The organism is Vibrio porteresiae DSM 19223 (assembly GCF_024347055.1).
In the GTDB taxonomy this organism is placed as follows: Bacteria; Pseudomonadota; Gammaproteobacteria; order Enterobacterales; family Vibrionaceae; genus Vibrio; species Vibrio porteresiae.
Genome location: NZ_AP024896.1, coordinates 481086 through 495928, shown reverse-complemented (window position 1 = coordinate 495928; position 14843 = coordinate 481086). Strand labels below are relative to the sequence as shown.

Below are 14843 nucleotides of genomic sequence, written 5' to 3'. Positions count from 1 at the left end.
CCCTACAAGTCTTTACACAAGCGAAGTGCGTCATAAATCGCCGCATGCGTGTTGCGTTGTGAAACACAATCCCCTAAACGCCACAAAATCATGCCACTTGGTTCTTGGGTTAACACTGGCTGAGGTTGGGCGGCAAACAACGTTTCGTTATCAATTTGCCCGCGATTAACCGACTCGGCTTTCAACTCGTAATACAACGCTTCATTAGGGCGAGTGCCATTTTCCACTACGATTTGATCCACCACGCGCTCCTCTTTGCGACCGGTATACTCGTTTTCCAGCACTGCAATGAGGTTTTCCCCTTCGCGATAGACCTTAATCAGCCCAAGATCCGATGTCATGATGACGTCTTTTTCGTAGAGGCTACGGTAATAGGTGGGGAACGTCGTGCCGCCGATACCAACACCCGGTTTGATATCGTCCGTCACCAATTCCACTTTCGCCCCTTTGGACAACAGGTAATCCGCCGCCGACATCCCAGAGAATTCACAGATCGAGTCAAAAATCAGCACGTTTTTACCGGGTTCAACAGTGCCATTGAGAATATCCCAGGTGGAGACCACTAGACCTTCTGCCGCCCCCCAATCTGGATTTTGCTCAAGATAAGGAGTGCCACCGGTCGCCAAAATGCAGATATCCGGATTGAGCTCGCGAATCATATCAGCGGAAGCCGTGGTGTTGAGTAGCACTTCGACACCTAACCGGTTGACTTCCATCGCTAGCCAACGCGTAATCCCCGCCATCTGATCGCGTTGCGGTGCTTTAGCAGCAATGTTAATTTGGCCACCTAACTCCGGCGCTTTCTCCAATAACGTGACTTTATGACCTCGTTCCGCCGCCACACGTGCCGCTTCTAAACCACCAGGACCACCACCGACAACGACCACATTGCGAATAGGACCTTTCGATTTTTCAATGATGTGCGGCATCCCCATGTGTTCTCGTGAGGTGGCTGCGTTTTGAATACACAGCACATCAAGCCCCATGTATTGACGGTCAATACAGTAGTTCGCACCAACGCATTGACGAATTTGATCCGTCTGACCCAGTTTGATTTTGGTGATCAAATGCGGGTCAGCAATGTGCGCACGGGTCATCCCCACAAAATCCACATACCCTCCTTCAAGGATACGCTTAGCCTGATTCGGATCTTTGATGTTTTGCGCGTGAATCACTGGCACTGACACCACTTCTTTAATTCCCGCCGCTAAATGCAAGAACGGTTCTGGTGGATAGCTCATGTTAGGAATCACGTTCGCCAGTGTATTGTGAGTATCACAACCTGACCCAACGACACCAAAATAGTCCACCATGCCTGTGGCATCGTAATAAGCGGCAATCTGCTTCATGTCATCGTGTGTCAAACCATCGGGATGAAACTCATCGCCACTGATGCGCATCCCCACCACAAAATCTGGCCCGACCGCTTCACGAACCGCTTTCACGACTTCCATACCAAAACGCATGCGGTTTTCAAATGAGCCGCCCCACTCGTCGGTACGCTTGTTGACGCGAGGTGACCAGAATTGGTCAATAATATGTTGGTGCACAGCCGACAGCTCGACGCCATCTAAGCCGCCTTCTTTAGCCCGGACCGCCGCTTTGGCGAAGTCGCCAATCACACGCCAAATATCTTCGACTTCGATGGTTTTGCATGTCGCACGATGCACTGGTTCACGAATGCCCGAAGGCGACATTAAGTTTGGCCAATTTTCCCCATCCCAACGCGAACGTCGTCCCATGTGAGAAATTTGGATCATGATCTTACCGCCATGCTTGTGCACGGCATCGGCCAAATTTTGAAAATGAGGAATAATGCGATCGGTGGAAAGGTTAACCGAACTCCACCAGCTTTGCGGACTATCGATAGACACCACGCTGGAGCCACCACAAATACACAAGCCGCAGCCACCTTTGGCTTTCTCTTCGTAATATTTGACGTAACGGTCGGTCGTCATCCCACCTTCCGTGGCATACACTTCTGCGTGAGCGGTGCTGACGATACGGTTACGAATGGTCGTTTTATTAATCTTTAATGGTTGGAACAGAATATCGAACTGGGACATGCTTCACCTCTGCACCAGCCTTACCTTTTCAATCAAAGCGTAAGGCTGTCTTCCTTGACAATGCTTACTTTACTAATCGTTATGAATGCGTTTTTTATTAGAGAGGTGTGACTTCAAATCGTCCAACATCACACCCTTCTTCAGCACCACTTTGAGTTTGAACGGCTTGTGTTTTCACCGTCAGACCCATGCTGTGCGCAATTTGATCCATCGCGCCAGCGAACCAGCCGGTGAACATGTAATCCACTTTGCGATTGACTTTGCCGTATTGGTAAACAAAGCAGGAGTGCTCTAAACGCACACGAGCCTCGCCTTTCTCAATATCCAAATGCTCGGTGATGAAAAATCCCCAACCACGTTGTGATAAACGCTTCATGTAGTGATCAAAAATTTCACGGCCGACTAATCCGTGCTCTTTCGCCTCTTTTTCACACCAGTAGTAAGCCGACTTATAACCGGCTTTGTAGAGGATTTCTGCATAGCGTTCGGCGCCTAACTCCTCTTCAATGCCAATGTGGTTATTAACGAAAAAATGGCGAGGCACATAAAGCATTGGCAGTGCATCGGTGGTCCAAACACCGGTCTCATCGTCCACGACGATCGGCAGTTCAGGTGCATGTGTGGTCATATCGAATTCTCCCTTTCCATAACATGATGTGCTCTTTACTGAGCCAATAGTGCGGCTATTCGCCCCACACTTCGCCTAAAACACGTAACCAGTTTTCACCCATGATTTTGCGCACTTGCGATTCACTGAAACCGTGCTTCAGTAGCGCAGCAGTTAGATTAGGAAATTCGCCCAATGTGCGGATGCCTTCTGGGTTGATGATTTCACCGAAATTGGTCAAACGACGCGCGTAGCCTTTGTCGTGTGTCAGCCATTCAAAGAAAGGTTGGTCTTGACCTTGGGTAAAATCGGTACCGATACCAATGTGGTCTTCACCAACCAGATTAAAGATGTAAGCAATCGCCTCAACGTAATCGTCTATCGTGGAGTGAATGCCGTTTTTTAAGAAAGGGGCAAACATGGTCACGCCAACAAACCCACCATGCTCGGCAATGAATTTGATCTCTTCATCGGATTTATTGCGTGGATGATCTTTTAAGCCGCTCGGTAAGCAGTGCGAGTAACATACTGGTTTTTGTGAGGCGAGAATCACCTCTTGGGACGTTTTCGCGCCCACATGAGAGAGGTCGCACATCATACCGACTTTATTCATTTCCGCGACGATTTCATGGCCAAACCCCGATAAGCCACCATCACGCTCATAACACCCTGTCCCCACCAGGTTTTGGGTGTTATAACACATCTGCACGACACCGACGCCGAGGTCTTTAAAGACTTGAACATAACCAATTTGGTCTTCAAAAGCGTGGGCATTTTGAAATCCCATCATTACGCCAGTTTTGCCTTCCTGCTTGGCGCGGCGAATATCAGCGGTACTGTTAACTTTTAAGACTAAGTCACTGTTTTCTTCCAACAGATTGTTCATTGCAACAATGTTATTCACAGTGTGTTGGAAGCCTTCCCACACTGATACGGTGCAGTTGGCGGCAGTTAATCCACCTTCACGCATATCTTGAAACAATGCGCGTTCCCACTTTGCGATGACCAATCCGTCAATGACGATGGCATCATTATGCAAATCCGTTGCGTTCATCTACTCACCTATTCTCTCTGTTTTCTGTTAGTACCAGAATAGGTATTCACTCGTTTTAAAACTGTTCTGAAAACGGCATTTGAAATCCCCTTTGCGCAACTTATTACGTCATTTCTATATAAAAAAACACCGCCCCAAAGAGCGGTGTTCTTTTAATGATGAATCAGGTATTAAATAGAAACAGAGCCATAAGTTGGTTCATATTGCGCTTCAAAAAGTGCCTTAGAAGAGCGCCACAGAGGAATTTTATCATCTATGAGTTGCATCACTTTACCGTTATTGATTACTGGTGCTATTGGATTATTTTGTGCCAATACACCCACTTGTGACCCGATACGCTCAGCCTTGGGTGAAATGCCAATATGTAGGCGATAACACTTACTAAAATGTGGTGAAGAGACAAATCCACACGCGGTAGCAATATCAATAATCGACATAGTTGTTTGACGTAATAATTGTCTAGCGCGATATAAACGCAGTTTGAGATAATATTTCGATGGTGAACATTGTAAATATTTCTGAAATAGTCGTTCCAACTGACGACGCGATAATCCGACGTAACTGGCTAATTCATCTAATTCAATCACTTCTTCGATATTCGCTTCCATAAGAGTGATCGTTTCAACCAATTTAGGCTGGGCCGTACCCAACATATGTTTGAGCGGCACACGTTGATAATCGTTTTCTCCACGCACACGATCGCAGATAAACATTTCGGAAATACTCGACCCTAATTCTCTACCAAAATCCTTTTGAATCATAGTGATCATCATATCCAAAGGCACTGAACCACCACTGCATGTCATGCGGTCACGGTCAATAACGAATAGATGATTTAGACAATTCACACGCGGATGCCGCTCCTGAAGCGTCGCTAAACATTCCCAATGAACACTACAATTGTAGCCATCGAGCAATCCAGCTTCAGCTAATAAGTAAGGCCCGGTGCATACTCCACCAAGGCGAATATGTTTACGTGCTAATGATTGCAGCCAACTCACTTGCTTTCTTGTATAGCTGCGCACAATATTAACTCCGCCCACCACAATTAAGGTATCTAATTGAGGCGCTTGGCTCATGGACATATCGGGAGTAACCGTGATGCCATCACTGGCTTTCACCCCTAATCCATCTTCACTAATAATATACCAGTCATACAAAGTCTTACCGGTTAATTGATTCGCCATACGCAGCGGATCGACCGCAGACGCTAACGCTAACATCGTAAAATTATTCAACAATAAAAAACCGATACGATTGACTTCCTTATTCACTCGTTCATCGAGTATATTTAGCGACTCTGACATGGCACACTCCATTGCATTATTAAGATTGTGGAGATCTTTTTTTATAACATCACTATTCAGCATTTATTGATAACGTTGAGCATAAATAGTTTTGCAATTAATGCGCCTAATCTTCGTTCCCTGTGAATTTTTTGTTACTAATTAAACCAACCGCACATCTTGACATTCATACCACTAAAGAATCATAGAGTTACCTCTCTCTTTCCCTACTGTTTTTTTCTTTACCCTCTTCTGGATCGATGAAAAATCCACCCAAATCGCACCATGTTTGATCGATTGCACTATTTAGTAACACATATAAAACACTAAGCGCACCAAGTTAACCTTTTTGCTTATTTTTTTAACATTCAATCGCATTCACCGCCAACCCTCCACGGGAAGTCTCTTTGTACTTATCTTGCATGTCTAATCCCGTATCACGCATGGTTCGAATCACTTTATCAAGTGAGATAAAGTGCTGACCATCACCACGTAACGCCATGTTCGCTGCGTTTATCGCTTTTACTGCGGCAATGGCATTGCGTTCAATACAAGGCACTTGCACTAATCCTCCGACCGGATCGCAGGTCAAACCTAGGTTATGTTCAAGGGCAATTTCCGCGGCATTTTCAACCTGTTCAGGTGTGCCACCTAACACTTCAGCAAGTCCCGCTGCCGCCATTGCACTAGCGGATCCCACTTCCCCTTGGCAACCGACTTCGGCACCGGAAATGGACGCATTCATTTTGCACAGGGAGCCCACCGCGGTTGCCGCAAGGAAAAACGTCACCACATCTTTGGGTTTCGCTTTGGTATGAAAACGCATGTGATACATCAATACCGCAGGGATAATGCCCGCTGCACCATTCGTGGGCGCCGTCACCATTCGCCCTCCTGCTGCATTTTCTTCATTCACGGCTAACGCAAACAGATTGACCCAATCCATGCCACTTAATGTGGAGTAAATTACGTCGTGTTCAGACGCTTGAATTAGGGCATTATGCAGTGACGCCGCACGCCGCTTCACATTCAGCCCTCCAGGTAAAATACCCGTGTTTTCAATGCCATTGGCAATGCACTCTTGCATCACTTTCCACAACTGATAAATCGCGGCTTTGACGTCTGACTCACTGCGTAAAGCGCATTCGTTTTGCAACACTACATCGCTGATGCGTAACTGTTCTTTGGCACAGATATCCAACAGCATTTGGCCACTGCGGTAGGGATAAGGAAGCGTGGTTTGATGTTGCTCTTGCGCCAAGTCAGCAACATCTTGCTCATCAAGGACGAAACCACCACCAACAGAATAGTAGGTTTTCTGCTTGAGCATGTGTTGCGCATGGTCGTATACCGTCAGCATCATGGCGTTTGGATGGTAATCAAGCACTTGGGCGTCAAACAGGAGGTCACTTTTCCAGTCAAAATGAACGGCCCTTGTATGAGCAAGAAGTAGCGAGTGCGTTTCGAGTACCGCTTGAATTGCAGGATCAATGAGCGAAGGATCAATCGTATCGGGCTGATACCCCATTAGGCCCATCACGACGGCTTTATCCGTACCATGCCCAACCCCTGTGGCACTTAATGAGCCAAACAGCTTAATGTTGATCGTCTCTACCTGTCCAAGCAGGTCATTTTTCTGCAACTCCTGGACAAACAGATAAGCCGCTTTCATTGGCCCGACCGTATGTGAACTCGATGGACCAATACCCACTTTAAACAGATCAAATACACTGATGCTCATAGCCGCTCCCCGACAAAAGATATCCTTATTTACCTCACCATTATCGATGAACAAACGATAGGGAGAGAGCTTCGAAACGACATTTGTACCACTAATGTCGACCTGGCTTACACTTCAGGTAAACAAAAGGGAGGCTCGCCCTCCCTGATTCAATGATAACGATGACCTATAAGCTCAGTTATCGAACACGACTGTGCGTTTACCGCTTAGAAAGACGCGTTTTTCGACGTGATAGCGAACCGCATTGAACAACGTAATACGTTCAATATCCTGCCCTTTGGAAATCAGTTGTTCTGGATACAGCGCGTGATTCACTGGCTGAATCCCTTGGGTAATGATGGGGCCTTCATCAAGATCGTTATTCACATAATGTGCGGTCGCACCAACCATCTTCACCCCCTTTTCCCATGCCTGATGATAAGGTCGTGCGCCTTTAAAACCAGGCAATAAAGAGTGATGAATATTGATCGCTTTACCATCCAGTTGTTGACACATTTGTGGCGAAAGCACTTGCATGTAGCGCGCCAGAACCGTCAAATCAATCTGGTATTCATCCAGCAAGGCCAGTATCTGTGCTTCCTGATCGAGTTTGGTTTCTGGTGTGATAGGCAAATGGTAATACGGTATCTCATGCCATTTGGCAAGCGGTTCTAGATCGGGATGATTCGAGATGATCAGCGGGATCTCGATGTTGAGTTGCTCAGTGCGGACACGAAACAACAGATCATTTAAACAGTGGTCGTACTTCGAGACCAAAATCGCCACGCGCTCTTTCTGTGTCACCGGGGACAAGTTCCACTTCATGGCAAAAGTGTCGGCACGAGTGGCGAATTCATCGTTAAAGTGAGCGACAGAGAAATCTGCCGTTGCTGGCGTGAACTCAATGCGTAAAAAGAACATCCCTTGGACTTTGTCATCAAACGAATGAATTTCGTTAATGTAATTGCCCGATTGCGCCATGTACCGAGTCACAACATCAACAGTCCCCAGTTGACTCGAACAACTACCGGTAAAAATCCAAGAACCTGAATGGGTGGTATGCATAACCTGCTCCATAGCAAATAGCCGAGCGCATGCGCTCGGCTTTCCTATTATTTTTCGATAACGAGGCCAAATTCCTTACCGGCATCCATCAACCAACGCCAAATGTAATCGGCAAAACTGCGTCGTACGATTAAGCGCCATTGGTTTTCACCACAGTGATAATAGGTGGCTGAACTTTTCGCGAGTAACGACCCCACGACTTTTCCGACCGGGAATACTGTCGGATGCACATCCAGCGAGGTGCTTTTTTTCAGCACATCCAACACATTCACCCCCGTTAGTTCAATAACGGTTTGCCCACCACTTTGATTGACGATAGAGAAATGGCCCGTCAGTTTTTCACGCAGCGCCACTTCAATGTCGTAAATCATGTCGGCTGACGACAGCACTAACCATTCATCAGGGCTGAGCCATAAAATGCTGGTAACGTCATTCGTTTCAGCCGTCAATGGCTTAGTGGGTAAGGCTAATCCCAGCACACGAGACACCCCCTCAACAAAGGCTGCGTTTTCTGCGTTTCCACGGATAATCAGGTGCCCCATCAACGCCAACTCTTTCATCACAACACCCGATTTATTGGTGGTGGGTTTCACCACATGATGCTTCAGGTTATCAAAAATCGGCGAATGCGCAGGTGCTTCTGCGTACTGGTCCATTACGGCCACTAAGTTGGCAGGTGTTAGAGATTGCTTTGCAGGTGAAAGTACATCAGACATGTTGACGTTCTCCTTTTGGATCAAAAAAGACAGGGCTACAAATTTCCGCTTCAATGACACGGCCATCGACCAATGGGTAGTATACTTTCTCACCCATACGATTTTGCCCATCGATGATAAAGCCCATCGCAATACTGCGATTTAAGTTGGCACTCCAATAACTCGAGCTCACGTGCCCTAACATGGTCATAGGAATAGGCTGTTTCGGGTTAGCCACGGCTTGTGCGCCTTCAGGAATCACCACTTTTGGATCGACTGTTTTTAACCCCACCAGATGTTTACGCGCAGAACGTGCGTTGGCTGCGAGTGCCATACCCCGTTTACCGATAAAGCTGAACGGTTTGTTTTGACCTACACACCAATCCATCCCCAAATCGTAAGGCGTAACAGAACCATCGGTATCTTGACCGGTGATAATGAACCCTTTCTCAGCACGCAAAATGTGCATGGTTTCCGTGCCATACGGCGTCAGCTGATATTTTTCACCGTGTTCAAACAGCTTATCCCACACATGCTGCGCATAGTTCGCTTGCACGTTGATCTCAAAAGAGAGTTCACCGGTAAAGGAGATTCGGAACACCCGTGCCGGAACGCCCGCCACTTTGCCCTCTTTCCAATCCATGAACTTAAAGGTCTCTGCGCTTAAATCAATATCCGTGAGTTCAGCCAAAAGCTTACGGCTGTTTGGCCCACCAATGGTCATCGTTGCCCAATGATCCGTAACGCTATTAAAGTACACTTCCAATTCAGGCCATTCAGTTTGATGGTAAAGCTCTAGCCATTCGAGAACATGCGCTGCCCCCCCCGTGGTCGTAGTCATCAGAAAATGGTTTTCGCCCAAACAAGAGGTCACCCCGTCATCGAACACCATGCCATCTTCGCCACACATCACACCGTAGCGGCATTTACCGACACCCAATTTTGCCCAAGCGTTGGAATAAACACGCCCAATAAACTCACGCGCATCTTTACCTTGAATATCGACTTTGCCTAAGGTTGAAGCATCCAAAATCCCCACACTGTTGCGCACAGCTTGGCATTCACGATTCAGCGCTTCCTGCATGGTTTCACCTGATTTGGGGTAATACCAAGGACGCTTCCACAAACCCACATCTTCAAATTTGGCACCGTGGGCGACATGCCATTCATGGATTGCGGTATAACGTAGTGGATCAAACAATTCATCACAGTTACGGCCAGAAATCGCACCAAACGTCACAGGGGTGTAGTTAGGACGGAAAATGGTCGTCCCTGTTTGCGGTATGGTTTGACCCAGTTTTTTCGCCGCAATCGCCATCCCATTGATGTTGCCCATTTTGCCTTGATCGGTCCCAAAACCGAGCGCGGTATAGCGCTTCACGTGTTCAATCGACTCAAAACCTTCCAATGTTGCCAGCTCAATCGCTGAGGCGGTGACATCATTTTGATAATCGACAAACTGCTTCGGTGCGCGCGACGTCGGTTTGGTATGCGGAATATGGAACAGTGCCATCGGCTCACCCACTTGCTGTTGCGCCACTTTCGGGCAACTGGTCGCGCTGTTGGTGTAGTTAAGACGAGTAACGACACTTTGGCCAACTTCGTAACCTTGCTCAATGACCTCAGCGAGCGTTTGCAATCCATTGATGGAACCTGCGGTAAGTTGACGCTGTTTGCTCTCGCCCGGCACAAAGCCGATCGCCTTTTCATCCCACACCGGACGGCTGCCTGTGTGGCAAGACAAGTGCACTACTGGGCTCCAACCGCCAGAACTCGCCACGGTATCACAAGCAATCAACTGCGGTTTACCGACCACCTCATCGCCCGCTTCGTTAATTTTTGCGACCATGACACCCTGCACGCGTTTTGTGCCTTTCACATCAATCACGGCGCTGCCCGTGAGAACGTTGATGCCTAACTTACGCGCTTCATCAATTAACTCCCCTGCGACATGAGCACGAGTATCGACAATGGCACTGACCAGTTTTCCTGCGTTAAACCAATCGATCGCAGTTTGGTATGCGTTATCGTTGGTGGTCATTAGCACCAAACTTGAACCTGGAACCACGGCATAACGGTTGATGTAGGTAGAGACCGCCGATGCCAACATGCATCCGGGTACGTCGTTATTGCCATACACTAATGGGCGTTCATGTGCGCCAGTTGCCAATACAACCCAGTTCGCACGCACACGGTGCAAACGCTGTCTGGCTTGGTCGCGGCCAACAAAATCTTTAAGGTGATCCGCCAAACGTTCATGAATGGTAAGGAAGTTGTGGTCATGGTAACCATTGACAGTAGCACGGCTGAGCATCAATACATCGGGATAACGCGCCAGTTCATCGACCACACTTGCCACCCACTCCAGAGCCGGTTTGTTATCGATAATGTCATGGCTGGCCAATAAACTGCCGCCAAATTCATTTTGTTCGTCCGCAATGATCACGCGAGCCCCAACACGAGCAGCGCACAAGGCCGCCATTAATCCAGCCGGCCCTGCCCCGACCACCAGCAGATCACAATGCTGATTCATGTGGTCGTAAATATCCGGGTCTGCTTCGGTTGGCGAACGGCCTAAGCCCGCTGCCTTACGAATGTATTTCTCATAGGTTGGCCACATTTTGGCGGGCGACATAAAGGTTTTGTAGTAAAAGCCCGGCGGCATAAGATTGGCCCCGACTTTACCGACCATGCCCATTAAATCGGATTCAACATTTGGCCAACCATTAGTGGAAGTGCAGACCAAACCGTCATAAAGCTCTTGCTGAGTGGCACGAACGTTGGGAATTTGTGTTGCTTCCGTCGCCCCTAATTGCAGGATAGCGTTTGGCTCTTCAGGGCCTGCAGCAATGATGCCGCGTGGTCGGCTGTATTTGAAACTGCGCCCGACAATATCTATCCCGTTAGCAAGTAACGCGGAGGCAACAGTATCTCCTTCAAAACCTTGATATTGTTTACCATTAAAGGTGAATGAGACCGGTTTTGTACGTTCAATACGCCCACCGGACACTAATCGATTGGGTTGGCTCATAGTTCCGCTCCTTGGATGGTATGTTCGACGTCTTCGGGTTTCACTCCCATTTTGTACACCTGTTTGATCTCATAGGTCGCCGTGTCTCGCGCGATGTTGAAATACTTACGGCATCCTGCCGAGTGGTGCCACATTTCATGATGCAGCCCCTTAGGGTTGGTTCGAAAGTGCAGGAACTCGCCCCACTCTTTATCAGTACAGTTATCAGGATCGAGTGGGCGTTCTATGTGCGCTTCGCCGTGGGGATGAAATTCCTCTTCACTGCGCATTTCCTGACAGTAGGGACAATAAATATGAAACATTTCGCTCTCCTTAGCTTAGTGGGCCACCGCCGAAGCCCCATGTTCATCAACCAACGATCCATCATGGAAACGGAACATGGAGAAAGGCTTGGCTAAATCATGTAACTCACCTTTGGCGAGCGTCGCAGCAAACACATTTCCCGATCCGGGTGTCGCTTTGAAGCCCCCCGTCCCCCAACCACAGTTGAAGAACAGATTTTCCACGGGCGTGTCCGTAATGATCGGACAGGCATCATTGGTGGTGTCGACAATTCCGCCCCATTGGCGGTTCATGCGCACTCGGCTAAACATCGGGAACATTTCCACAATGGCTTGAATGGTGTGTTCGATGGTAGGGAAAGAGCCCCGCTGACCATACCCGTTATAGCCATCAATACCGGCCCCAATCACCAAATCGCCTTTGTCCGATTGGCTAACATAACCATGCACATGGTTCGACATCACCACGGTATCAATCACCGGTTTGATCGGCTCAGACACCAACGCTTGCAGTGGGTGTGACTCTAATGGCATTTCAAAGCCCGCACGTTTGGCCATCACACCAGAGTGACCGGCCGTAACACAGCCAACACGATCCGCTTTAATCACGCCGTGACGATCGGTCTTCACGCCGACCACCGCGCCATCTTCAATTTCAAAACCTAGCACTTCCGTCTGTTGAATCAGATCCACGCCCATGCTGTCCGCACCGCGAGCGAATCCCCATGCCACCGCATCGTGACGCGCTACCCCAGCGCGAGGTTGCCAAGAAGCGCCCATCACCGGATAACGACGGTTTTGCGAAATATCCATCGCGGGTACAATTTCTTTCACTTGTTTCGCATCAAGCACTTCGCCATCAATACCTTGCATTCGGTTGGCATTTACGCGGCGCTCAATGTCACGCATATCTTGCAGTGTATGCCCCACGTTCAAACAACCACGCTGCGAGAACATCACGTTGTAGTTCAAATCTTGTGATAAGCCTTCCCACAATTTCAAAGAGTGTTCAAACAGGTTTGCCGCTTCATCCCACAGATAGTTAGAACGCACGATGGTGGTGTTACGTGCGGTATTCCCGCCACCAAGATACCCTTTTTCAATGACCGCAATATTGGTCATACCATGCTCTTTCGCCAGATAATAAGCCGTTGCTAAGCCGTGACCGCCACCGCCCACAATGATGATGTCGTATTTTTTCTTTGGCTGTGGGTTACGCCATAGACGTTGCCAGTTTTCGTGATACCCAAAGCTGTGTTTTAACAGCCCAAATCCAGAGTAACGTTCCATACTTGTTCTCCTAGTTTCCTTTCCAGGCTCAGCGGTACACAGGGTATTCTGCGCATAACGCAATAACCTGTGACTTCACTTGTTCGATCGTTGTTTCTAAGGCGTCAGGATCGGCAAGGACATCCAAAATGTCGGCAATCCATCCAGCCAGTAAGGTGCACTGTGCTTCTTTAAAGCCACGTGTGGTGATCACCGGAGAACCAATGCGTAATCCTGAGGTGACAAACGGGGATTGAGGGTCATTCGGTACGGCATTTTTATTGACGGTAATATTGGCGCGCCCTAATGCCGCGTCTGCCGCCTTGCCCGTCAAACCTTGCTTGACCAAACTCAAGAGGAATAAGTGGTTATCGGTGCCGTTTGAGACGATGTCGTAACCGCGCCCCCCAAGCACTTCCGCCATGGTTTGCGCATTGATGATGACCTGCTCTTGATACGCGGTGAATTCGGGTTGCAGCGCTTCTTCGAACGCCACCGCTTTGGCCGCAATCACATGCATTAATGGGCCCCCTTGACCACCGGGGAACACGGCAGAGTTGAGTTTTTTCTCCAGCTCTGGATTCTCCATCGCCAAAATTAAGCCACCGCGCGGACCGCGCAAGGTTTTATGGGTCGTCGTCGTGACCACATCGGCCCAAGGCACAGGGTTGGGATAGAGACGTGCAGCAACCAGTCCCGCCACATGAGCCATATCGACAAACAGATAAGCATCGACTTTATCGGCAATCTCTCTGAATTTGGCCCAATCGACTTTGCGAGAATACGCAGAGAATCCAGCGACGATCACTTTAGGGCGATGTTCCAATGCCAATTGTTCCACTTGGGCATAATCAATTTCGCCAGTATCGGGGGTAATACCATATTGAACGGCATGGTAGATTTTTCCGGAGAAGCTCACTTTCGCCCCGTGCGTTAAGTGGCCACCGTGGTCCAAGCTCATACCCAAAATGGTATCGCCCGGTTGGCAAAGTGCCGCATACACGGCGGCATTCGCTTGCGAACCTGAGTGAGGTTGCACGTTGGCGTAATCAGCACAAAAGAGACGACAGGCACGTTCAATGGCCAACTTTTCAATCTGGTCAACAAACTGACAACCACCGTAATAGCGCTTCTCTGGATACCCTTCAGCATATTTGTTGGTTAATACCGACCCCTGAGCTTCCATAACACGTGGGCTGGCGTAGTTCTCTGAGGCAATCAACTCAATATGCTCTTCTTGGCGCTTGGCCTCTAACTGCATGGCGGCCCATACGGCATCATCAAAACCCGCGATCGAATCTTCTTTCGTAAACATCTTCTCTCTCCATGCTGACTTGCTAAGTGAAGTCGCGTTCTCCCTTGGTGTAATTCAGATGTTATACATTGAACTGGAGCGAGAACTGTTTGTTAGCGTCTAGGGAAGGTCGATTTGCGACATACACGGATATCACACAGCCAATTTGGTGAGTTATCACGACATATCTGCACATTCGCCAAGTAAACAGTAATGTTTATAGGCCAACGGAAATAGAGAACGGATGTAACAATCCAAGCCAAAGTGCAGAGCATCATGACAACATGGAATGATTAGGTCGATGGGGAAATTTCAGGCATAAAAAACCAGCCTAAGCTGGGAGAGAATGGAGGCGCGTCCCGGAGTCGAACCGAGGTTCACGGATTTGCAATCCGCTGCATGGCCACTCTGCCAACGCGCCTTTGTTGGTTACTTGCGTAACGCTGTTACCGCGACTTTTCCGTGGCAACGGCGC

General features: G+C 48.5%; 11 protein-coding genes and 1 tRNA gene. All 12 read right to left on the bottom strand.

Features of this window, described 5'->3' with window-relative positions; genetic code table 11:
* Positions 1-2 precede the first annotated feature (2 nt).
* Entirely contained in the window at positions 3-2066 is a 2064-nt protein-coding gene (locus OCV11_RS18840) for an NADH:flavin oxidoreductase (protein ID WP_261897562.1), read from the bottom strand.
* Positions 2067-2163: 97 nt separating this feature from the next.
* Positions 2164-2694 (bottom strand): DUF5943 domain-containing protein, encoded by a 531-nt coding sequence (locus tag OCV11_RS18835; RefSeq protein WP_261897561.1) that lies wholly within the window; start codon positions 2692-2694, stop codon positions 2164-2166.
* A gap of 55 nt (positions 2695-2749) precedes the next feature.
* A complete protein-coding gene (locus OCV11_RS18830; RefSeq protein WP_261897560.1) occupies positions 2750-3727 on the bottom strand; it encodes a dipeptidase in 978 nt (325 codons plus the stop codon).
* 170 nt (positions 3728-3897) lie between these two features.
* The gene (gbdR, locus tag OCV11_RS18825; RefSeq protein ID WP_261897559.1) at positions 3898-5034 is read right to left on the bottom strand and encodes a choline metabolism transcriptional regulator GbdR; all 1137 of its coding nucleotides are present in this window, start codon (positions 5032-5034) and stop codon (positions 3898-3900) included.
* A gap of 340 nt (positions 5035-5374) precedes the next feature.
* On the bottom strand, positions 5375-6754 hold the full coding sequence (locus OCV11_RS18820; protein WP_261897558.1) for an L-serine ammonia-lyase: 1380 nt from the start codon (positions 6752-6754) through the stop codon (positions 5375-5377).
* 174 nt (positions 6755-6928) lie between these two features.
* Positions 6929-7798 carry a formyltetrahydrofolate deformylase gene (gene purU / locus OCV11_RS18815; protein ID WP_261897557.1) on the bottom strand — a complete coding sequence of 290 codons (870 nt, stop codon included), beginning with the start codon at positions 7796-7798 and terminating at the stop codon, positions 6929-6931.
* A gap of 47 nt (positions 7799-7845) precedes the next feature.
* Positions 7846-8514 (bottom strand): sarcosine oxidase subunit gamma, encoded by a 669-nt coding sequence (locus OCV11_RS18810; RefSeq protein ID WP_261897556.1) that lies wholly within the window; start codon positions 8512-8514, stop codon positions 7846-7848.
* The gene (locus OCV11_RS18805; protein WP_261897555.1) at positions 8507-11524 is read right to left on the bottom strand and encodes a sarcosine oxidase subunit alpha; all 3018 of its coding nucleotides are present in this window, start codon (positions 11522-11524) and stop codon (positions 8507-8509) included. The genes OCV11_RS18810 and OCV11_RS18805 overlap by 8 nt, the downstream gene beginning before the upstream one ends.
* Positions 11521-11826: a sarcosine oxidase subunit delta gene (locus tag OCV11_RS18800; RefSeq protein WP_261897554.1), complete on the bottom strand. Its 306-nt coding sequence runs from the start codon at positions 11824-11826 to the stop codon at positions 11521-11523. Before OCV11_RS18800 ends, OCV11_RS18805 begins: the two co-directional genes overlap by 4 nt.
* 15 nt (positions 11827-11841) lie before the next feature.
* Positions 11842-13095 carry a sarcosine oxidase subunit beta family protein gene (locus OCV11_RS18795; RefSeq protein WP_261897553.1) on the bottom strand — a complete coding sequence of 418 codons (1254 nt, stop codon included), beginning with the start codon at positions 13093-13095 and terminating at the stop codon, positions 11842-11844.
* A gap of 28 nt (positions 13096-13123) precedes the next feature.
* Positions 13124-14389: a serine hydroxymethyltransferase gene (gene glyA / locus OCV11_RS18790; RefSeq protein ID WP_261897552.1), complete on the bottom strand. Its 1266-nt coding sequence runs from the start codon at positions 14387-14389 to the stop codon at positions 13124-13126.
* 326 nt (positions 14390-14715) lie between these two features.
* Positions 14716-14789, bottom strand: a tRNA-Cys gene (locus tag OCV11_RS18785).
* Positions 14790-14843 lie beyond the last annotated feature (54 nt).